General features: G+C 71.0%; 21 protein-coding genes and 1 tRNA gene. 11 read left to right on the top strand and 11 right to left on the bottom strand.

Going from position 1 to position 20,359, the window contains the following annotated elements; all coding sequences use genetic code 11:
- Positions 1–61: 61 nt before the first annotated feature.
- The gene (locus OG867_RS18805; RefSeq protein WP_328900671.1) at positions 62–1,582 is read right to left on the bottom strand and encodes an MFS transporter; all 1,521 of its coding nucleotides are present in this window, start codon (positions 1,580–1,582) and stop codon (positions 62–64) included.
- 62 nt (positions 1,583–1,644) lie between these two features.
- Between OG867_RS18805 and OG867_RS18800 the strand changes: the two genes are divergently transcribed.
- Positions 1,645–2,628 (top strand): helix-turn-helix transcriptional regulator, encoded by a 984-nt coding sequence (locus OG867_RS18800; RefSeq protein ID WP_406286799.1) that lies wholly within the window; start codon positions 1,645–1,647, stop codon positions 2,626–2,628.
- Between the two features lie 94 nt (positions 2,629–2,722).
- Here OG867_RS18800 and OG867_RS18795 read toward each other — a convergent pair whose 3' ends face one another.
- Positions 2,723–3,721: an RNA polymerase sigma factor RpoD/SigA gene (locus OG867_RS18795; protein ID WP_406286797.1), complete on the bottom strand. Its 999-nt coding sequence runs from the start codon at positions 3,719–3,721 to the stop codon at positions 2,723–2,725.
- A gap of 377 nt (positions 3,722–4,098) precedes the next feature.
- On the opposite strand from OG867_RS18795, the gene OG867_RS18790 reads away from it, so the two are divergent.
- On the top strand, positions 4,099–5,148 hold the full coding sequence (locus tag OG867_RS18790; protein ID WP_328900674.1) for a questin oxidase family protein: 1,050 nt from the start codon (positions 4,099–4,101) through the stop codon (positions 5,146–5,148).
- A gap of 44 nt (positions 5,149–5,192) precedes the next feature.
- On the opposite strand, the gene OG867_RS18785 is transcribed toward OG867_RS18790, so the two are convergent.
- Complete coding sequence (locus OG867_RS18785) at positions 5,193–5,978, bottom strand: DODA-type extradiol aromatic ring-opening family dioxygenase (protein ID WP_406286795.1); 786 nt, start codon at positions 5,976–5,978, stop codon at positions 5,193–5,195.
- A 135-nt stretch (positions 5,979–6,113) separates the two neighbouring features.
- On the opposite strand from OG867_RS18785, the gene OG867_RS18780 reads away from it, so the two are divergent.
- The gene (locus OG867_RS18780) at positions 6,114–6,626 is read left to right on the top strand and encodes a MarR family transcriptional regulator (protein ID WP_328900676.1); all 513 of its coding nucleotides are present in this window, start codon (positions 6,114–6,116) and stop codon (positions 6,624–6,626) included.
- Between the two features lie 81 nt (positions 6,627–6,707).
- Here the strand turns inward: OG867_RS18780 and OG867_RS18775 are convergent, their stop codons facing one another.
- On the bottom strand, positions 6,708–8,240 hold the full coding sequence (locus tag OG867_RS18775) for an MFS transporter (RefSeq protein ID WP_328900677.1): 1,533 nt from the start codon (positions 8,238–8,240) through the stop codon (positions 6,708–6,710).
- A 154-nt stretch (positions 8,241–8,394) separates the two neighbouring features.
- A complete protein-coding gene (locus OG867_RS18770) occupies positions 8,395–9,042 on the bottom strand; it encodes a TetR/AcrR family transcriptional regulator (protein WP_365682188.1) in 648 nt (215 codons plus the stop codon).
- 290 nt (positions 9,043–9,332) lie between these two features.
- Between OG867_RS18770 and OG867_RS18765 the strand changes: the two genes are divergently transcribed.
- Positions 9,333–10,613, top strand: a complete 1,281-nt coding sequence (locus OG867_RS18765) for a M6 family metalloprotease domain-containing protein (RefSeq protein ID WP_406286792.1) — start codon at positions 9,333–9,335, stop codon at positions 10,611–10,613.
- Here OG867_RS18765 and OG867_RS18760 read toward each other — a convergent pair.
- Positions 10,610–10,819, bottom strand: coding sequence for a hypothetical protein (locus OG867_RS18760; protein ID WP_406286790.1), 210 nt, complete (start codon positions 10,817–10,819; stop codon positions 10,610–10,612). The genes OG867_RS18765 and OG867_RS18760 overlap by 4 nt on opposite strands.
- 66 nt (positions 10,820–10,885) lie before the next feature.
- On the opposite strand from OG867_RS18760, the gene OG867_RS18755 reads away from it, so the two are divergent.
- Positions 10,886–10,958 (top strand) — tRNA-Arg (locus OG867_RS18755).
- 148 nt (positions 10,959–11,106) lie between these two features.
- On the opposite strand, the gene OG867_RS18750 is transcribed toward OG867_RS18755, so the two are convergent.
- Positions 11,107–11,541, bottom strand: coding sequence for an arsenate reductase ArsC (locus OG867_RS18750; protein WP_328900704.1), 435 nt, complete (start codon positions 11,539–11,541; stop codon positions 11,107–11,109).
- A gap of 91 nt (positions 11,542–11,632) precedes the next feature.
- On the opposite strand from OG867_RS18750, the gene OG867_RS18745 reads away from it, so the two are divergent.
- From OG867_RS18745 to OG867_RS18735, 3 genes are read left to right on the top strand one after another with little or no spacing between them, the layout of a single operon-like run.
- Positions 11,633–11,941 carry a metalloregulator ArsR/SmtB family transcription factor gene (locus tag OG867_RS18745; protein ID WP_328900705.1) on the top strand — a complete coding sequence of 103 codons (309 nt, stop codon included), beginning with the start codon at positions 11,633–11,635 and terminating at the stop codon, positions 11,939–11,941.
- The gene (gene arsB / locus OG867_RS18740) at positions 11,938–13,056 is read left to right on the top strand and encodes an ACR3 family arsenite efflux transporter (protein WP_328900706.1); all 1,119 of its coding nucleotides are present in this window, start codon (positions 11,938–11,940) and stop codon (positions 13,054–13,056) included. Before OG867_RS18745 ends, arsB begins: the two co-directional genes overlap by 4 nt.
- Complete coding sequence (locus tag OG867_RS18735) at positions 13,053–14,111, top strand: ArsO family NAD(P)H-dependent flavin-containing monooxygenase (RefSeq protein ID WP_328900707.1); 1,059 nt, start codon at positions 13,053–13,055, stop codon at positions 14,109–14,111. Before arsB ends, OG867_RS18735 begins: the two co-directional genes overlap by 4 nt.
- 4 nt (positions 14,112–14,115) lie before the next feature.
- Here OG867_RS18735 and OG867_RS18730 read toward each other — a convergent pair whose 3' ends face one another.
- A complete protein-coding gene (locus tag OG867_RS18730) occupies positions 14,116–14,619 on the bottom strand; it encodes an N-acetyltransferase family protein (RefSeq protein WP_328900708.1) in 504 nt (167 codons plus the stop codon).
- Positions 14,620–14,645: 26 nt separating this feature from the next.
- Entirely contained in the window at positions 14,646–15,017 is a 372-nt protein-coding gene (locus tag OG867_RS18725) for a metalloregulator ArsR/SmtB family transcription factor (RefSeq protein ID WP_328900709.1), read from the bottom strand.
- Positions 15,018–15,527: 510 nt separating this feature from the next.
- On the opposite strand from OG867_RS18725, the gene OG867_RS18720 reads away from it, so the two are divergent.
- Entirely contained in the window at positions 15,528–16,931 is a 1,404-nt protein-coding gene (locus tag OG867_RS18720) for an NAD(P)-binding domain-containing protein (protein WP_328900710.1), read from the top strand.
- Positions 16,932–17,334: 403 nt separating this feature from the next.
- On the top strand, positions 17,335–17,958 hold the full coding sequence (locus OG867_RS18715; protein ID WP_406286786.1) for a hypothetical protein: 624 nt from the start codon (positions 17,335–17,337) through the stop codon (positions 17,956–17,958).
- 67 nt (positions 17,959–18,025) lie between these two features.
- Here the strand turns inward: OG867_RS18715 and OG867_RS18710 are convergent, their stop codons facing one another.
- Both OG867_RS18710 and OG867_RS18705 read right to left on the bottom strand, forming a co-directional pair.
- Positions 18,026–18,148, bottom strand: a complete 123-nt coding sequence (locus OG867_RS18710; RefSeq protein ID WP_328900712.1) for a hypothetical protein — start codon at positions 18,146–18,148, stop codon at positions 18,026–18,028.
- A 98-nt stretch (positions 18,149–18,246) separates the two neighbouring features.
- Complete coding sequence (locus OG867_RS18705; RefSeq protein WP_328900713.1) at positions 18,247–19,143, bottom strand: helix-turn-helix transcriptional regulator; 897 nt, start codon at positions 19,141–19,143, stop codon at positions 18,247–18,249.
- Between the two features lie 218 nt (positions 19,144–19,361).
- Between OG867_RS18705 and OG867_RS18700 the strand changes: the two genes are divergently transcribed.
- Positions 19,362–20,339: an aldo/keto reductase gene (locus tag OG867_RS18700; protein WP_328900714.1), complete on the top strand. Its 978-nt coding sequence runs from the start codon at positions 19,362–19,364 to the stop codon at positions 20,337–20,339.
- Positions 20,340–20,359: the final 20 nt, after the last annotated feature.

Raw genomic sequence — 20,359 nt, 5'->3', positions numbered from 1 at the left:
GCGGTGCCCGCGCCCCCGGAGGGACGCGGGCACCGGTGACTCCGCTTCGTACGCCGTCGGCTCAGTGCGTGAGCACCGGCTCCTTGGCGGGCTCCGTCGCGGCCGGCTCGTCGTCCGCCGCGCCCTCGACGTGCTGCTTCGGCCTGGCCGGCAGGGCGAACATCACCACGAAGATCAGCAGCAGCACACCGACCACCCACCACAGCGACTGCTCGAAGGCGTCCGCGAACGCCGGGCCCACCTGCTGCGGGGTGAGCCGGTCGCCGATCGCCCCGTAGAAGACGACCGAGACCAGCCCGAGGCCCAGCGCGTTGCCCATCTGCTGCACGGTGTTGAACAGGCCGGAGGCGGACCCGGAGTGCTCCTTGGGCACCTCGGACAGCACCGCGTCGGCCAGCGGCGCCACGATCAGGCCCATGCCGACGCCCATGACGACCAAGGGCAGCGCCATCTGCCAGGACGTGATGCCCATGCCGTAGTGGTGCGACTCCCAGATGTAGAGCAGCAGCCCGGCCGCCATGAGCAGGGCACCCGTCTGGAGGACCTTGCGGCCGAAGCGGGGTACCAGCTTCTGCACGGAGAGACCGGCGGCCACCGAGACGGAGATGGAGAACGGCACTCCGGTCGTGCCGGCCCGCAGGGCGCTCCAGCCGAGGCCCATCTGCATGTACAGCGTCCAGACCAGGAAGAAGATGCCCAGCCCGATGCCGAAGGTCAGCTGCACGGCGATCCCGGCGGCGAAGCTCCGCACCCGGAACAGCGACAGCTCGATCAGCGGCGACCCGTCCCGGCCTGCCTTGGCGCGCTCGAACAGCACGAGGAAGAGGAAGACGAGGACGCTCCCGGCCATCGACAGATAGCCCCACAGCGGCCAGCCCAGCTCGCGGCCCCGGGTCAGCGGGTAGATCAGCATCAGCATGCCGAGCGTGACGAGCACGACGCCGACCAGGTCGAGGCGGAGCGCCCTGGGCGACTTGGACTCGGTGATGAACTTGCTGCCCAGGACCAGGCCGAGGATGCCGACGGGCAGGTTGATCAGGAAGATCGGCCGCCATTCGAGACCGGCGATGTTCCACTCGGTCAGCAGCGCGCCCAGCAGCGGCCCGGAGACCGCGCCGAGGCCGACGATCGCGCCGAACAGGCCGAAGACCTTGCCGCGCTCGTGGGCGGGGAAGGTGGCGTGCACGATCGACAGCACCTGCGGCACCATCAGGGCCGCCGTGGCGCCCTGGAGGAAGCGGGAGGCGACCAGCATGTCCGGGTTGGCGGCGAATCCGCAGAGCGCGGAGGCGAGGGTGAAGCCTCCTATGCCGACGAGGAAGAGCCGCTTGCGGCCGTAGATGTCACCGAGCCGCCCGCCGGTGATGAGCCCGGCGGCGAAGGCCAGGGCGTATCCGGCGACGATCCACTGGATGGAGCTGAACGAGGCTCCGGTGTCCCGCTCGATGCTGGGGATGGCGATGTTGACGATCGTGACGTCGACCAGGTCCATGAAGGCCGCGGTCATCACGATGGCCAGGGCGAACCACCGGCGGCGGTCCGAAGCAGCCGCGGGAGACGGCAGTGGTGCTGAGGAAGTCATGGAAAGAATCTAAACAGCGAATAGGACAGATCATGACCCAATGAGCACGCATGCTGGGTGACATGACCGATACCCCGGCACGACTGCTGAATCTGCTGTCACTGCTTCAGACACCGCGCGAGTGGCCGGGCAGCGAGCTCGCCGACCGGCTCGCCGTCAGTCCGCGCACGATCCGCCGCGACATCGACCGCCTGCGCGACCTCGGCTATCCGGTCGAGGCTTCGCGCGGTTCGGTCGGCGGCTACCGGCTCGTGGCGGGCGCCGCCATGCCGCCGCTGCTCCTGGACGACGAGGAGGCGGTCGCCATCGCGGTGGGCCTGCGGGCCGGCGCCGGCCATGCCATCGAGGGCGTGGACGAGGCGTCCGTACGGGCGCTGGCCAAGCTGGAGCAGGTGCTGCCGTCCCGGCTGCGCCACCGGGTCTCCACCCTCCAGAACGCGACGGTCCCCCTCGCCAGGGGCGACGGGTCGACCATCGACCCGCAGACCCTGACCGTGATGGCGTCGGCGGTCACCGGCCGGGAGCGGCTGCGCTTCGCGTACCGGGCGGGCGACGGCGCGGAGACCCGGCGCCAGGTCGAGCCGTACCGGCTGGTGAGCACCGGGTGGCGCTGGTATCTGGTGGCGTACGACCTGGGGCGCGAGGCGTGGCGCACCTTCCGGGTGGACCGGGTCAGCGACCCGTTCGCGACCGGGGCCCGGTTCACGCCGAGGGAGCTGCCGGAGGGGGACGCGGCGGAGTTCCTGTCCAGTTCGATGGCGCGCCGGCAGCCCGAGACCGAGGTGGAGGTGAGCTTCGCGGCGCCGCCGGAGTTCGTGGCGTCGCGGTTGCACGGCCGCGTCGGGCCGCTGGAACCGGAGGGCGAGGGCGGCTGCCGGCTGCGGGCGGTGCTGCGGGACCAGCTGGAGTGGCTGGCGGTGCGGCTGGCGATGGTGGACTGCGAGTTCACCGTGCACCGGCCGCCGCAGCTGGTGGCGTACGTGTCGGAGCTGGGCGGCCGGCTCAGCCGCGCGGGGTCCGGCGGTGACGTACGAGGCCGCGCGTAAAAGAATGAGCCCCGGCGCCAGGGGGGGTGGGCGCCGGGACTCAGCTCAGGGGGCCCGGTGAAGCGGCCTCATTCGGAGGTTACTGGACTCGGGCTCAGGCCGCAGCGTCAAAGCCCGTGTCGTGAGCCATTCGCTTCAATTCGAGGAGCGCGTGCTTCTCGATCTGGCGGATGCGCTCGCGGGTGAGGCCGTGCTGCTTGCCGACCTCGGTGAGCGTGCGCTCGCGGCCGTCCTCGATTCCGTACCGCATGCGGATGATCGACGCGGTGCGGTTGTCGAGCTTGCCGATCAGCTCCTCCAGCTCCTCGCTGCGCAGCAGCGTGAGCACGGACTGCTCGGGCGAGATGGCGGAGGTGTCCTCAAGGAGGTCACCGAACTGCGTGTCGCCCTCGTCGTCCACGGACATGTTCAGGCTGACCGGGTCACGGGCCCAGTCCAGGACGTCACCGACGCGCCCCGTCGTGGAGCCCAGCTCGGCGGCGATCTCGGCGTGCTCCGGGTCGCGGCCGTTCTCCCGGTTGAACTCGCGCTGCACCCGGCGGATGCGGCCCAGCTCCTCCACCAGGTGGACGGGGAGCCGGATCGTGCGCGACTGGTCCGCTATGGAGCGGGTGATGGCCTGGCGGATCCACCAGGTGGCGTACGTGGAGAACTTGAAGCCCTTGGCGTAGTCGAACTTCTCGACCGCGCGCACCAGACCCGCGTTGCCCTCCTGGATCAGGTCTAGCAGGGGGAGCCCGGCCCGCGGGTAACGGCGGGCGACGGCGACGACGAGACGGAGGTTGGAACGGATGAACACGTCCTTGGCGCGCTCGCCCTCGGCGACCAGCGCCTCCAGCTCCTCGCGCGAGGCACCGCCGGCGTCGCTCTCCACCTGGCCGTCGAGGATCTGGTGTGCGTAGACACCGGCTTCGACGGACTGCGAGAGGTCGACTTCCTTGGCGGCGTCGAGCAGCGGCGTACGCGCTATCTCGTCCAGGTACATGCCGACCAGGTCGCGATCGGCGATCTCTCCGCCCACGGCGCGAACACTGCTCGCCCGGTTGGTCCCGCCGGTGGCGGACGAACGGCGGGCGACGGCACGGGTTGCCATGCGTGCTCCCTTGCTGAGTAGGTCGCGACACCCTCTCGGGTGCCCTGCATCCGATGGAAACAACGACTGGAATCCGGACAGAATTCCCATGCCTGGCATTAAATTTCGAGATCATGCAGTACCCTGTCCCGCCACCGGAGCGGTCGCATGCCGCTGCCGGGCACGTCCGTGCAGGTCAGGCCGGGTACCGGGGTCGTTTCGGGGTCCCTCCCCACCTCCCGTACCCCGGAAGACGCCGGCTACGGGTCGCCGGTTGCCCGGACCTCCGCCCCGGTCCCCGGTCCGCGGGCCCCGGTCCGGAGTCCTAGGTCCCATGCCCGGGACCTTGGGACCGCGGTCCGTTACCGGGCGCGCACCGGGTGCATAGCGTCGCTGTCATGAACGAGACGACGCACCACACCGCCACCCCCGACACCACCGGCACCCTCGACGAGGCCCTGGAGCGGCTGCACTCCTCCGGCCCCGAGCGGGACGGCTGGCTGTCCAATCACGCGCCCATGGCCGTGGAGGCCCTGGTCCGCAACGGCCAGGCGGCCGGCGTGCACCGCTGGCTCGACCACTACCGGGCGAAGCTGGAGGACATGCCGGACCGTTTCGCCGAGGTCACTCCGGCGAACTGGCAGGAGGCCCTGGGCGACCCCCGCCGCATCGCCGACTGGGCGGTGTACTTCGAGCGGGAGACCGCCGACCGCCCCTGGCGCGACGTGCTCGCCGAGTGGTGGCCCCGGCTGCTCCCGGGCATCGCGGGCGGCTCCACGCATCCGGTGATCCGGCTCGGCCACAGCGTGCGCACCCTGCTGACCACGGAGGAGACCGGTCCCCGCGTCACGGAGCTGGCCCACGCGCTCGGCTACTGGGCGGCCCGCCACCAGCCGCTGCCCCCGCTGACCCCGCTCGCCCCGGTCCTGACCGCCGGCGACGCGCTGGCCGCCGTGGACCGGGTGCCCGACCAGAGCGGCGGCATCCGGGCCCGGCTGGCCCAGATCACGGCGTTCCCGCAGTGGCGGGGCGCGGCCGTGACCGGTGCGGACGAGGCGCGCGCCGGGCTTGAGGAGCTGGTGGGGGCCGCCGTCCACCGCTACGCGGAGTACGGGCACGGTTCGCCGGTGATGCTGGTGCACGCGGCGACCGCGCCCAACGCCGTCCTGCGGACACTGCCGGCGCTGCCGCGCGAGCTGTGGGCGCCGAGCGTGGGGGCCGCGTGGGCGGCGAGCGCGGCGGTGACCGCCGCGTACTCGCCCGCCGAGGCCGCCGTCCTCCCGGCCGGGTACGGGGCGTCGCTCACGGCCGGTGAGGTGTTCGAGCGCGCGGCGGCGCACGGCGACGACCACACCATCAAGTTCACGGACACCGCACTGGACGTGGGCGACGCGCCGGCCCTCGCGGCGGCGCTGCGCTCGGTGGAGCTGAACCCGCCGGTGCTGTGACGTCGCACCCGTAAAAGCTCAGCGACGCCGCACCCGTAAAAAGCTCAGCCGTACTGCACCGAGCGCTTCGCGAGCCCCATCCAGAAGCCGTCGATCACGCTGCGCCCCTGGCCGAGCTCCTGCTCGGCGGCGCCGAGGGTGACGAAGAGCGGGGCGAAGTGCTCGGTGCGCGGGTGCGCCAGGCGGCCCGCCGGGGACTTGTGCGCGAAGTCCAGGAGCGCGTCGATGTCCTGCGCCTGGAGTGCGCGGTTTCCCCAGTCGTCGAACTCCGCCGACCAGCCGGGGACGCCGCCGCCGCCGGTATGGCGCAGGGCGGCGAGGTTGTGCGTGAAGAAGCCGCTGCCGATGATCAGGACGCCCTCGTCGCGCAGCGGCGCCAGCTTGCGCCCGATGTCCATGAGCTTCTGCGGGTCGAGCGTCGGCAGGGAGATCTGGAGTACCGGGATGTCGGCTTCCGGGAACATCTCGACCAGTGGGACGTACGCGCCGTGGTCGAGGCCGCGGTCCGGGGTGTCCTGGACGGGCGTCCCGGCGCCGCGCAGCAGTTTGCGGACGCTCTCGGCGAGCCGCGGGGCGCCGGGGGCGGCGTACCTGACCTGGTAGTAGTGCTCGGGGAAGCCCCAGAAGTCGTACACCAGCGGAAGCGTCTCGGTGGCGCCGAGCGCGAGCGGGGCCTCCTCCCAGTGCGCGGACACCATGAGGACGGCAGTGGGGCGCGGGAGCTCCGCCGACCAGGCGGCCAGCTCGCCGGGCCAGACGGGGTCGTCGGCGAGCGGCGGGGCGCCGTGGGAGAGGTAGAGGGCGGGCATGCGCTCCGAGGTGATGGTCATGGCACTCCCCAACTGCGGCTACTCAAGGTAGTTCTTCTGTAGAGGGCTTCGGAAGGAAGGATTCTTTAATCTTCAAGCTCCTACCTTCAGAGACCTTAGCCTTATCTAGTTCAACTTTCAAGAAAAGGTCGTACAGTGGAGTACATGACCACGGCATCAACCGGTGCGCCGCTCTGGCTCACCGACGAAGAGCAATGCGTCTGGCGCGCCTATCTGCACGCCACCACGCTTCTGGAGGATCACCTCGACCGCCAGTTGCAGGCCGATGCCGGCATGCCGCACATCTACTACGGCCTGCTCGTCCAGCTCTCCCAGGCGCCCCGGCACCGCATGCGGATGACCGAACTGGCCAGGAACGCCAAGATCACCCGCTCCCGCCTCTCCCACGCGGTCGCCCGGCTGGAGAAGAACGGCTGGGTGCGCCGCGAGGACTGCCCCTCCGACAAGCGCGGCCAGAACGCCGTCCTCACCGACGAGGGCCACGCGATGCTGCGCCGCTCGGCCCCCGGCCATGTGAAGGCCGTCCGCCAGGCGATGTTCGACCGCCTCACGCCCGAGCAGGTGCGCTCGCTCGGCGAGATCATGCAGGTCCTGGCGGCCGGACTGCAGCCGGAGGGCGCGGACGCCGACCTCCCCTGGCTGCGCTGAACCCCGCGTTGACGCACCTCTGCCCCGGTTCCTCCGTACGAGGGAACCGGGGCAGAGACGTATCCGCGCGGGCGGCCGGGGTCAGTGGGCGACGACCGGGACCCTGATCTCGTCCTCGACACCCTCCGCGTCACCGGAAGCGGAACCTCCGGTGGTCCCCGCCGAGGTCGGTCGGCCCGCGTTGACGAAGGTCAGCGCGATGGCGGCGGCCACCACCAGGATGCCGACGGCCCACCAGATGGCACCGGTGAAGCCGTGCACCATCGACTGGAGCTTCAGCAGCTCCGGGTTCTTGGCGCCGAGGGCGGCGTGCGAGGTGGCGTACGCCGTGGCGGCCGAGGCGGCGATCGTGTTCAGCAGGGCCGTACCGATCGCACCGCCGACCTGCTGCGAGGTGTTGACCATCGCCGAGGCGACACCCGCGTCACGCGGCTCGACCCCGTGTGTGGCCAGCGACATGGCCGGCATGAACGCCGTACCCATGCCCAGACCCAGCAGCAGCTGGCCGGGCAGGATGACGGCCGCGTACGAGGAGTCGATGTCCAGCTGGGTGAGCAGCAGCATGCCGACCGCGGCGGTCAGGAAGCCGGGGCCCATCAGCTTGCGGGCCGGCACCCGGGTCATCAGCCGGGCGCCGATCTGCGTGGAGCCGGTGATCATGCCCGCGATCATCGGCATGAAGGCGAAGCCGGTCTTGATCGGCGAGTAGCCCTGGACGACCTGGAGGTAGTACGTGAGGAAGAGGAACAGGCCGAACATCGCGATGACGGCCAGGCCCAGCGAGAGGTAGACACCACCGCGGTTGCGGTCCATCACGACGCGCAGCGGGAGCAGCGGCGACTTGACCTTGGCCTCGGTGACGACGAAGGACAGCAGCAGGACACCGGCGGCGACGAACGAACCGACGGTCAGCGCGTCCGACCAGCCCGCGGACTCGGCGCGGGTGAACCCGTACACCAGCGAGACCAGACCCAGCGCGGACAGGACCACGCCCGGGATGTCGAGCGGCGAACGGTTGCGGCTGCCGGCGGGCTCGCGGATGACGAAGTACGCACCGGCGGCGGCGACGATCGCGAAGGGGATGTTGACGAAGAAGGTCCAGCGCCAGTTCAGCGTCTGGGTCAGCAATCCGCCGAGGATCAGGCCGACGGCGCCACCGCCACCGGCGATCGCCCCGTAGATGCCGAACGCCTTGGCACGCTCCTTGGCGTCGGTGAACATCACCGCGAGCAGCGAGAGCGCGGCCGGTGCGAGCAGCGCGCCGAAGACGCCCTGGAGGGCGCGGGAGCCGAACAGCATGCCCTGGTTCTGCGCCGCGCCACCGAGCGCGGAGGCCAGCGCGAAGCCGATCAGGCCGACCACGAAGGTGCGCTTGCGGCCCCAGAGGTCGGCGATGCGTCCGCCGAAGAGCAGCAGCCCGCCGAAGGCGAGGGCGTAGGCGGTGATGACCCACTGCTTGTTGGCGTCGGTGATGCCGAGTGCGGTCTGCGCGTGCGGCAGCGCGATGTTCACGATCGTGGCGTCGAGCACCACCATCAGCTGCGCGAGCGCGATGAAGGCCAGGGCCTTCCAGCGACTGGGGTCGGGGAGTCGGAGATCAGGTGTTTTTGACATGGAATGTGACATGGGAGTGGCCACCTAGGAGCGCGCGAGGGCGCGAGAGATCGCGAACCGTGCGTTCCGCTGCTCGCGGGCACGGCTGAGGGCACGTATACGGACGGGAGGAGGTCGGGCTCAGTTCACAGAGGTCAGGCGGGCGCGCATCACGTCACGTGCGGCGCCGCAGGTCCTCCAAGGTCGCCGCCGTTCCGGGGAGTACGGACCGGGCCGGGGCCTCAAGTCCGTCCAGGAACAACTGGATGTGGCGGTGGGTGAACCGGTCGATGTTCGGGCAGGCGATGCCCGGCAGCGGCCGGGTGAGCTGGGAGAGGGCGACCAGGACGTCACCGACGGCGATGTCGGTGCGCAGGCGACCCGCGGACATGGCGCGCGCGACGAGCCCTTCGACGGCCTCTTCGAGGCGCCGGCGCTCGGCGAGCAGTTCGGGGTGGTCCTTGTCGAAGCCGCCGGAGAGCATGGGGCACAGGGCCCCGATGCGTTCGTCGGCGGCCGCGTGGACGAAGCGGGTGAGCGCGGCGAAGGGGTCCGCTTCTTCGGCGGCGGCCTCCTCGGCGCGGTCGGTGGTACGGGAGGTGACCGCGAGCACGACCTCGTGGATGAGGGCGGCCCGGTCGGGGAAGTTCCGGTAGAGCGTCGCGTTGCCGACGCCGGCGCGGCGGGCGACCTCGTCCAGGGGCACGTCGGGCCCGAACTCCACGAACATCTCGCGCGCGGCCGTCACGATCCGCTCCCGGTTGCGCAGCGCGTCGGCCCTCGGCCTGGGCGTACGGGGCTGCGCGGGTGCGGTGGTGGCCACGGCGGTGCTCCTTGTCTTCCGGGTCTCTTCGTCTTCCGGCTCTTCCCTGCGCGGATCCGGCCGGGGAAAGAACCGGGGACCGCTTCCCCGTTTCGCGGGGGACACGAGTGCAAACGGGGAAACCCTCCCCGGTTATTTCCCCGGACTTTGTGACCCGCGTCACGCACACCGCCGTCGCCGGAAAACCAACCGAACGGCGCACCCAGCGAGCGGCCGACGATCACCCGGAAGAGGCTGACGGCAGAGCGCAGCCGGGGTCGGCCGGCTGCCGCGGACCGGAAGGCGCCTCGATGCAGCAGCCCCGCCACCGGATACGCAAGCACCGCCGCCCGGTCGCCCTCGGTGCTGCGACAGCCCTGGTCATCGCCGCCCTGGCGACCGCGAGCAGCACCCTGCCCCTGCAGAGCCCCGCGTCGGCCGGCCCCGCCGCGACGGCCCCGGCGGCCACAGGGCTCGGCCCCTGCCGGATCCCGTCGGCCATGGGCGTACAGATGTCGGAGGGCATGCCGACGCAGCCCGGCTACGCGCGCTCCACCGGCCGCGTCCACGCGCTGAACCTGATGATCGACTTCCCGGACGCGGAGGGCACCGAGCCGGCCATGGACCGGCTGGCGGAATTCTTCCCGCAGACCACGGACTGGTTCCGGACGAGCTCGTACGGCCGCCTCAGCTACATACCGGAGGCGCCGATCCGCTCGTGGCTGCGGATGCCGCTGCCCTTCGAGGAGTACGGAATCGAGCGGGGCTCCCCGTACGAGCCGGGCTACCGCCACCTGGTGCAGGACATCGTGGCGGCCGCGGACCCGAGGGTGGACTTCGACGAGTACGACCTGGTCAACATCCTGGTCACCCCGAACGCCGGGCCCTCCGCCCTGGACACCGTGCTCTCGGTGACCTTCTCGGGCAACGACGACGCCCCGGTCGCGGACGGGGTGCCGCTGTCCAACACCTCGTTCGTCTACAGCCGCCAGGACGACGGCTCCGGCTCGTACACCCAGACCGGCTACCGGGTCCTGCCCCACGAGAACGGCCACGTCTTCGGCCTGCCCGACCTCTACACGATGGAGGGCGGCGGCTCGGTCGGGCACTGGGACATCATGTCCGAGGACTGGGGCGCCAACAACGACCTGCTCGGCTGGCACAAGTGGAAGCTGGGCTGGCTGGACAACGACCAGGTGAGCTGCGCTGCCCGCCCCGGCACCACGGACCACGTCCTGGAACCCCTGGCCACGCGCGGCGGCCTGAAGCTGGCGTTCGTCCCCCTGACCGCGGAGTCCGGCTACGCGGTGGAGGTCCGCACCCAGGCGGGCAACGACCAGGCGGTCTGCCGCCCCGGCGTCCTCATCTACAAGGTCAGCTCCGACGTGGACACGGGCCAGGGCCCGGTCTCGGTGTCCGACAGCACCAAGAACAGCCCCGGCTGCACCCGACTCCCCAACGTCCACGCCGAACTCTCGGACGCCCCGTACCAACCGGGCGACACCTTCACGGACCGGGCCAACGGGATACGGATCTCGGTGCTGGAGAAGGACGAGAAGGGGGACTACCGGGTGCAGGTGACACGGTCCTAGGGGGTGTCCCGGGTCTCCGGACGCCGCTCCCTCACGATCTCGGCGAACCGTTCCACGCTCGCCCGGGGCAGCTGAGGCACGGGCACCTCGACCGCGGTGACCGTGGAGACCGGCGGTTCGCCGTCGGACGGTTCGAGCCGGGCCCGGGTGAGCGTCACGACCCAGTAGGCACTGGGCGGCGCCTCGATGCCCTCCCGACCTTCCAAGATCCCCAAGCCCCCCGGCCCCCGTACACCGAGCACACCACCCGCTACACTGGCGGCCACAGCCATGCCTTCGTAGCTCAGGGGATAGAGCACCGCTCTCCTAAAGCGGGTGTCGCAGGTTCGAATCCTGCCGGGGGCACAGAGAAACACCAGGTCAGAGGCCCTTTCGCCCATCGGGCGGGAGGGCCTTCGTACTCGTGGTGCACGAAGGGTGGGCCGAGACCTCACGATCCCCGGTGCCGACAGCGGCCTGGCGGAGCTAACGAGGATGACATCGCGCAGTCGGCTCACACCGTCGCCTCCGGCTCGGCCGGGGCGATCTCGGCGATCAGGCTTTCCACCAGGGTCCTGATCTCGTCGCGGATCGGGCGGACCTCTTCGACGCCTTGGCCGGCCGGGTCGTCGAGCTTCCAGTCCAGGTAGCGCTTGCCGGGGAAGACTGGGCAAGTGTCGCCGCAGCCCATGGTGATGCACACGTCGGACGCCTTCACCGCGTCCACGGTGAGGATCTTCGGGACCTCGGTGGAGATGTCGATGCCGGCCTCGGCCATTGCTGTGACGGCGGCAGGGTTGACCTGGTCGCCCGGTTCGGAGCCGGCGGAGCGGACCTCGACGCGGTCCCCGGCCAGGTGGGTCAGCCAGGCGGCGGCCATCTGGGAGCGGCCGGCGTTGTGGACGCAGACGAACAGGACGGACGGCTTCGTGCCGGTGCTCTCAGGCATGGGAGGCTCTCTCGTCTCGCGGCAGCTGCACGCCACGCATGACGTCAGCATCCGCTGGTGTCAGCGAACGGCGATGTGAGAGTATCAGTGCATGCTGACTTCAGTCGATCCTGATGTGATCCGGGCGCTGGGCGATCCGCTCCGGCTGCGGATCGTGACCCTGCTGGCGCGCGAGACGCTGTGCACCACGCACCTGGTGGAGGAGACCGGGGCCAAGCAGACCAACCTGTCCAACCACATGAAGGTGCTGCGCGAGGCCGGGCTGGTGGAGACCGAGCCGTGTGGCCGCTTCACCTACTACAAGCTCAAGCCCGAGGTCCTGGCCGGGCTGTCCGGGCAGTTCGCCGAGCTCGCCGAATCCGCCCGCACCGCCGCCGAGAACAAGAGGGCGTGCCCGTGACCTCCACCGAGCCCACCACCGCCCGCGCCCAGAGCGCCGAGGCGACCGGGGACGACTCGATCGTCAAGAGGCTCTCCACCCTCGACCGCTACCTCGCGGTGTGGATCCTCGCCGCCATGGCCGTCGGCCTCGGACTCGGCCGACTCATCCCAGGGCTGAATGACACGCTCGCGAAGGTGGAGGTCGGCGGGATTTCCCTGCCGATCGCGCTCGGCCTGCTGATCATGATGTATCCCGTGCTGGCAAAGGTCCGCTATGACCGGCTCGACGCCGTCACCGGCGACCGCAAGCTGATGGTCTCCTCGCTGGTCATCAACTGGATCCTCGGACCCGCGGTGATGTTCGCGCTGGCCTGGATCTTCTTGCCGGACCTGCCCGAGTACCGCACCGGCCTGATCATCGTCGGCCTGGCCCGCTGCATCGCCATGGTGATCATCTGGAACGACCTCGCCTGCGGCGACCGCGAAGCCGCTGCCGTTCTGGTCGCCCTCAACTCCGTTTTCCAGGTCCTCGCGTTCGGCCTGCTCGGCTGGTTCTATCTCGACCTGCTGCCCGGCTGGCTCGGGCTCGGCGACGGCGAGCACCTCGACATCTCGATGTGGAAGATCGCGCTGAATGTGGTCATCTTCCTCGGCATCCCGCTCGCTGCGGGCTTCCTCACCCGCCGCCTGGGCGAGAGGAAGCTGGGGCGCGCCGACTACGAGCAGCGGTTCCTGCCGAAGATCGGTCCGTGGGCGCTGTACGGGCTGCTGTTCACGATCGTCATCCTCTTCGCCCTCCAGGGGAAGACCATCACGTCGCAGCCGCTGGACGTCGCCCGGATCGCACTGCCCCTGCTGGTCTACTTCGCCGTCATGTTCTTCGGCACGTTCCTGCTCGGCAAGGGCCTGGGCCTGGCCTACGACCGCACCGCGACCCTCGCCTTCACCGCGGCGGGCAACAACTTCGAGCTGGCCATCGCGGTCGCCATCGCCACCTTCGGTGTCACCTCCGGCCAGGCCCTGTCCGGCGTCGTCGGCCCGCTCATCGAAGTCCCGGTGCTGATCGGCCTGGTCTACGTCGCGCTCGCCTGGCGAAGGAAGTTCGCCCCGGACGCGGTGACGACATCCCCATGACGGAGCGCACCGATGTGGTGGTGGTCGGCGGTGGCCAGGCAGGGCTCGCCGCCGGCTACCACCTGCGCCGCCAAGGTCTCGACTTCGTGATGCTGGACGCCGGTGCGGCGCCGGGCGGGTCGTGGCAGCACATGTGGGACTCCCTGCACCTGTTCTCCCCGGCCGAGCACTCCTCCCTGCCCGGCCGCCTCATGCCCGCCCAGGCGGGCGAGACCTACCCGGGCGCCGCGCACGTGGTGGACTACCTCGCCGACTACGAGCACCGCTACGACCTGCCCGTCCAGCACGGCACCCGCGTGGACGCCGTACGCCGCGACGCGGACCGGCTCCGGGTCGAGGCGGACGCCGGGATCTGGCGGGCGAAGGCAGTCATCAGTGCCACCGGCACCTGGTCGCGGCCATTTCTGCCAGCCGTCCCTGGCCGATCGGTCTTCACCGGGCGGCAGCTGCACACGGTGAACTACCGCAGCCCGAGCCACTTCGCCGGGCAGCGTGTCGTCGTGGTGGGCGGCGGGAACTCCGGGGCCCAGATCGCCGCCGATCTCGCCCTGGACGGCGATGTCGAGGTGACGTGGGTGACCCAGCGCCCGCCACGGTTCCTGCCGGACGACATCGACGGCCGGGCCCTGTTCGAAGTCGCCACCGCCCGCCGCCGCGCCCTGGGCACCGGCCGCAGCGACACCGGTGGGGTGGCCTCACTCGGCGACATCGTGGCCGTGCCGCCCGTCCGCGCCGCCCGCGACGCCGGACTCCTCGCCGCGAAGCCGATGTTCGCCCAGCTCACGCCAACCGGTGCCCGATGGGCCGACGGCAGCCGGAGCGACGCGGAAGCGGTGATCTGGTGCACCGGCTTCCGCCCGGCCCTGGCCCACCTCGCCCCGCTGAACCTTCGAGGTCCGCGCGGCCACATCCCCACCGACGGCACGCGCGCCCTCGGCGAGCCGCAGCTGCACCTGCTCGGCTACGGCGACTGGACCGGCCCGGCCTCCGCCACCCTCATCGGCGTAGGCCGCACCGCGCGCGACGCCGCCCACGCGATCGCTCAGCTGCCTTGACCGGTCAGGTGATGGCGGGGCTGCGGCGCTCCACGAGGACGACGTCGCGCCAGACGCCGTGGTGGCGCCCGATCCGCTCCCGCGTGCCGATGACGCGGAATCCGACCCGTTGGTGCACGGCGAGGCTGGCGGTGTTCTCGGGGAAGATCCCCGACTGGATCGTCCAGATCCCGGCCTGTTCCGTGGACTCGATCAGCGCCTTCAGCAGGGCGGGGGCGACCCCACGGCCACGGGCGGCCGGGTGGACGTAGACGGAGTGCTCCACCACGCCCGCGTACGCGCACCGGTCGGAGACCCGGCTCGCGGCCACCCAGCCCAGCACCGCCCCATCGGCGTCTACGGCGGCGAAGCGGTGCTCGGGCAACTTCGTCGCGTCGAACGCCTCCCAGACCGGCGCGACGGTCTCGAAGGTGGCGTTCCCCTCGTCGACCCCCGCCTGGTAGATGGCCAGCACCTGCTCCGCGTGCTCCGGTGCCAGCGGCACGATCGCCGCATTCGCAGATCCCATCCCCACGACGCTCCCCCTCGTCCCGGTCAGGCTGCGGTCGGCAGGGTCAGCAGCTGGCCCATGGCCGCCAGCACGGACGGCTCGACCCGGTAGTAGACCCAGGTGCCGCGCCGCTCGGAGGTGAGCAGTCCGGCTTCCTTGAGCTTCTTCAGGTGGTGGGAGACCGTGGGCTGGGAGACACCGACATCGGAGATGTCGCAGACGCACGCTTCACCGCCCTCGTGAGAGGCCACGGCCGAGAAGAGGCGGAGGCGGACCGGGTCACCGAGCGCCTTGAACATACGCGCGGCGGTCTCGGCCTCCTCGGCGGTCATCGGACGCTCGGCCAGTGGCGGGCAGCACGGCACCACGCCCTGACCGTCGGGTTCGAGCAGCGGCAGCACCTTCGCATTCGACATGCGTCTATGTTGACACATGTCGAAGCAGTGCGGGAGGGACACCACCCGGCGCGCAAGGTAGCGGCCATCGTCGAGGACCGACTGGGCCGGCGGGTGCGCAAGGAGCCGGCGAGGGGCACAGCCCCAGACCGACGCAGGCCACCCAGAGGCGCAGGTCACGGCCGAGGATGCACCGGGCCGCGAACTTCACCCGGAGGGCCGGTGCCGAGCGCGACCTGGGCGGCCCAGGCAAGCTCGATGGCCATCTGCACTGCAGGATTCCCCGCCCCGACCACCACCACACGGCGGCCGACGAAGAGGGCGGCACAGCGATAGTCGGCGGCGTACAGCAACCGCCGGCCGGTCGGACGCCTCCAGCACCACCGGCCGCAATCCGTGCCACAGCAGCATCTGGCGGCGACGAGACTCGTCCACGATTTCGATAAATGTCTATGTTGACGCTCATCGATACAGGTGTCATGCTGGACCGCGCAAGCCATCGACAGATGTCGAAACACGCAAGGAGTCGCCGTGAACGCGCCCGCCACCACCGAGCTGCCCGTCGTCGTGATCGGGGCCGGCCCCGCCGGTCTGGCTGCCGCCGCCCACCTGGTCGACCAGGGCATCGAGCCCTTGGTCCTGGAGGCCGGACCCGCTGCCGGCGCCGCGGTGCGCGAGTGGTCGCACGTACGCCTGTTCTCCACCTGGGGCGAGGTCGTGGACCCCGCCGCCGAGAAGCTCCTGGCCCCCACCGGATGGACGAGGCCGGACCCGGCCACCTACCCCTCCGGCGGCGACTGGGCCGAGCTGTACCTGCAGCCGCTCGCCGACGTCCTCGGCGACCGCGTGCGCACCGGCGCGACCGTCACGGGCGTCTCGCGCACCGGCCGGGACCGGATCGTGGACGCCGACCGCGAGCAGCAGCCTTTCGTCGTGCACATCACCCACGCCGACGGCCGTGAGGAGCGCCTCTCCGCGCGCGCGGTCATCGACGCCTCCGGCACCTGGGCCACTCCGTCTCCGGCAGGCAGCAGCGGACTGCCCGCGCTCGGCGAAAAGGCCGCCGCAGACCGGATCACCTACCGCGTCCCGGACCTGAAAGACCCTGCGATCCGGGCCCGTTACGCGGGCAGGCGCACTGCCGTGATCGGCTCCGGCGCCTCCGCCTTCACCGCTCTCGCCTACCTCGCCGACCTCGCCAAGTCCGAGAAGCGCGCGGGCACGAAGGGGGTGTGGATCCTGCGCCGGGGCATCTCCGGCTCCACGTTCGGCGGCGGCGAGGCCGATCAGCTCCCGGCGCGCGGCGCCCTGGGCCTGGCGGCGAAGGCCGCGGTCGACGAGGGCCACGCGGACGCGGTCACTGGCTTCCGGACCGAGGCGATCGAGCGCGCGGACGACGGACGGCTGGTCCTGGTCGGCGAGGACGGACGCCGTCTGGACCCCGTCGACGAGGTCATCGTGCTGACCGGCTTCCGCCCCGACCTGTCCTTCCTGGACGAGCTACGCCTGCGCCTGGACGAACGCCTCCAGGCTCCGGTCGAGCTGGCTCCTCTGATCGACCCCAACCAGCACTCGTGCGGCACCGTCTACCCGCACGGCCACCGCGAACTCTCCCACCCGGAAGAGGGCGTGTACCTGGTCGGGATGAAGTCCTACGGCCGCGCCCCGACGTTCCTCGCCATGACCGGCTACGAGCAGGTCCGCTCCGTGGCCGCCGCGATCGCCGGCGACCTCGACGCGGCCGACCGCGTCGAACTGACCCTGCCCGAAACCGGGGTGTGCGGCGGCGCCGGCCTCTTCGACGCCCCCGAGGCCGACCAGGGTGGCGGATGCTGCGCCCCGGCGCCCCAGCTCATCCAGCTCGGCGCCCCTGCCGCAGTGGCCGTCGGTGCCACTGTCGAGGAGGCTCCGGCAGGCGGTTGCTGCGGCTCGTGACCGACCTCGACACCCCTGTCTGCGGGGCCGCGACCGGATCCTGGACCGGCGCGGCCCACGCGCCGTCACGACCACCGGCCCAGTCGCTCACGCCGTCGAAGCCCCGCCAGTCGCATGCCGACGCGGAACGGATTCAGCCCACATGAGGGCGAGAATCGCCGCGAACACGTGAGAACTACGGAGAAGCGTTTCCGCAGGTCAGACGCTCCACAGACGGCATTTACGCAGGTCGCAGCCCCGCCCCGGGAAAACTCCTCAAGCGGGTGTCGCAGGTTCGAATCCTGCCGGGGGCACAGAGAAACACCAGGTCATAGGCCCTTCCGCCCGTCGGGCGGGAGGGCCTTCGTACTCGCAGCACACATATGGCACACATGCGGCTGCGCTGTTGGACGTCGACCAGCGTGTGAGATCCCGGGCCCTGGACCACCTGCACCACGTGGTGCACCACCAGAACACCCTCTACGTCGCAACGGCCCCGGCCGCGCTCTACGTGGCCGCGGTTCTCCTCGACCCGCGCACCGCCCTGCCTGTCGAGAAAGGGCCCCGAGACTTCCCCGGACCGATGCGCGCCGACCTCCTCGGCTGGCTGGACTCGGTGGCCAACGCCGCCGACGACCAGGCCGAGGCGACGATGCGCCGCTTCGGCTTCCCGCCCGAGGACTACCCTCCGTTCGTCCGGACCCGCGAGATCCGTCCTCTGCTCTTCTCGGCCGCTTCCGCCTGCTTCGACGACCACGACCTGCACGTCCGTGAGGCAGCACTCGCCGCCTCCATCCCGCTGCTGGACGACCCCCAGCTGCGCCACCACCGCAAAGCCATGGCCCCAGCCCTACTAGAGACGCTGGCCGTCAGCGCCCTGTGGCAGTACCGGGAACGAGCCACCGAAGCGCTCACCGCATGGGGCGAGAACACTGCGGGCCTGGAAGTCCGGCGGGAGGCGTTCGAGGTGTGCGACGCAACGAGCGACACGTCCTCGTCAGCCGCATCGAACCTCGCGACAGGTGACGCCGTAGATCTCCCGTTCTGACCGCGCTCTCAGGGCCGTGGTTCGCCTCCGTCGGCTGCTGCCCCTCGGCACGGATCCAGCACACACATCACGCCGCACCCTCCTCCAGGGTGGCCACCGCCTCGGCCGCCTCGCGTGCCCTGCGCTCCGCATTCTCAAGCTTGGCCTTCGCCTTGACCAGCTGCTTGGCGCGACGCTTGTGCGTCTTCAAGGACGAGGTCGGTCCGGAGCTGAACACCTCCCGGCGCTTTCATCAGCTCGATGAAGTGACGCCTGGAGCCCCCGACGGCCCGTCTGCGCGAACAGCGGTCACGGGGATATGCGCGGGATTTCCCGGTGGGGCGCGGCTGCGGGTGCGGTCATGTCGAGCAGGAGCATGGCGTCGTGGTCGGGGGTGCCGGGTTCGGCGGTGTAGACGCCGATGCGCCGGCCGGGGGTGCCTTCCAGCTGCATGGACTGGGAGGTGAGCGTGAGGGTGCCGACGCGGGGGTGGTGGAAGGTCTTCTGTGCGGGCTTGCGGCCAGTGACCTCGTAGCGTTCCCACAGCCGGGCGAAGTCGGGGCTCTTGAGGAGGAGTTCGCCGACGAGGTTGGTCAGGTCCGGGGCGTCGGGGGCAGTGCCGGCGGCGGCGCGCAGGCGGGCGACGCAGGCGGTGATCTGGCGGTCCCAGTCCGGGAACAGGTTCCGTGAGGCCGGGTGGAGGAAGAGGTAGCGGGCCAGGTTGCGGTGCTTGGCCGGCCAGTCCTCCAGTCCCGCGTACAGGGCGAGGCCGCCGGGGTTCCAGGCCAGCACGTCCATGCTGCGGCTGATCACATAGGCCGGGTTCGGGCGCAGTGACTCCAGCAGCAGTTTCAGGTGGGGGCGCACGGTGCGGCTGGGGGCCGGGGGCGGCTCGGAGACGTAGCGGGCTGCGCGGGCGGCGAGCTCGCGCAGGTGCTGGTGTTCCTGGTCGTCCATGTGCAGGGCGCGGGCGAGGGAGTCGAGGACGGCGGGGCTGGGGCGGGTCTCCTTGCCGCGTTCCAGGCGTACGTAGTAGTCGATGCTGATGCCGGCGAGGGTGGCCAGCTCCTCGCGGCGCAGGCCGGGGGTGCGGCGGACGCCGGCGCCGACGGTGAGGCCGACGTGTTCGGGGCTGGTCTGGGTGCGGCGGGCGCGCAGGAAGCGGCCCAGCTCGGCGCCCTCGCTGTTCGCGCTCCGGAATGCCATGACTCCAGTCTCACCCGCCCGGCACCCACCCCGCAGGCGGGAGGGGGGCCCTGTCATTACCCCCGAAGAGCCCGCCCTGCCACACCCGAGCAATCCGGGCGAAGGTGAATGAGGAAGACGCCGGCCTGTTCGCTCCCGCCCGGGCTTCGACGGGCACAGCCTGCCGGGCCGGGCCAGAGTGAGAAACCCGGCGAGACCCATGATCGGAAGAGGACGAGATGCGGTACACCAAGCTGCGTGACCTGGAGGTTTCCCGGATCGGGCTGGGCGCGATGGGCATGTCCCACGGCTACACCGGCTCGGGCACCGATGACGCTGAGTCGATCCGGACCGTGCACCGGGCCCTTGAGCTGGGCGTCACGCTGATCGACACCGCCGAGATCTACGGCCCCTACACCAACGAGGAGCTGCTCGGGCGAGCGCTGAAGGGCCGGAGGGATCAGGTGGTGCTGGCCACCAAGTTCGGACTGGTCTCGCACGCCGGGGAGGGCGCGTGGAACCTGGACTCCGGCCCGGCCAACATCCGCATCGCGGTCGAGGGCTCCCTGAAGCGGCTGGGCACCGACCACATCGACCTGTACTACCAGCACCGCGTCGATCCGAACACGCCGATCGAGGAGACCGCCGGCGCCGTGGGCGAGCTGATCGCCGAGGGCAAGGTCCGCGCCTTCGGCCTCTCCGAGGCCGGCCCGGACACCATCCGCCGCGCCCACGCCGTCCAGCCCGTCACCGCGGTCCAGTCCGAGTACTCCCTGTTCACCCGGGGAATCGAGGAGCGCGTGCTGCCCGTCCTGCGGGAGCTGAACATCGGCCTGGTCCCGTTCTCCCCGCTGGGCCGCGGGATGCTCACGGGCACGGTGCGCTCCACCGACCAGTTCGACGAGAACGACTTCCGCCGCGACAACCCGCGCTTCACGGGCGAGAACTTCCGGCGCAACCTGGCGCTGGCCGACGAGGTCAAGGCCCTGGCCGACGAGGTCGGTGCCACGCCCGGTCAGGTGGCGCTGGCCTGGCTGCTCGCCCAGGGCGACGACATCGCCCCCATCCCCGGCACCAAGCGCGTGGCCCGGGTCGAGGAGAACGCGGCTGCCGACGCGGTCACGCTGACCGCCGAGCAGCTGGAGCGGCTCTCCAGCCTGCCGCCCGCCGCCGGCGACACCCACACCGAGGCCCAGGCCCGGATGCTCGAACGCTGAACACCTCCGCACCACCCCGT

The organism is Streptomyces sp. NBC_00209, from assembly GCF_045206345.1.
In the GTDB taxonomy this organism is placed as follows: domain Bacteria; phylum Actinomycetota; class Actinomycetes; order Streptomycetales; family Streptomycetaceae; genus Streptomyces.
This window is presented reverse-complemented; position numbering and strand designations above follow the sequence as displayed.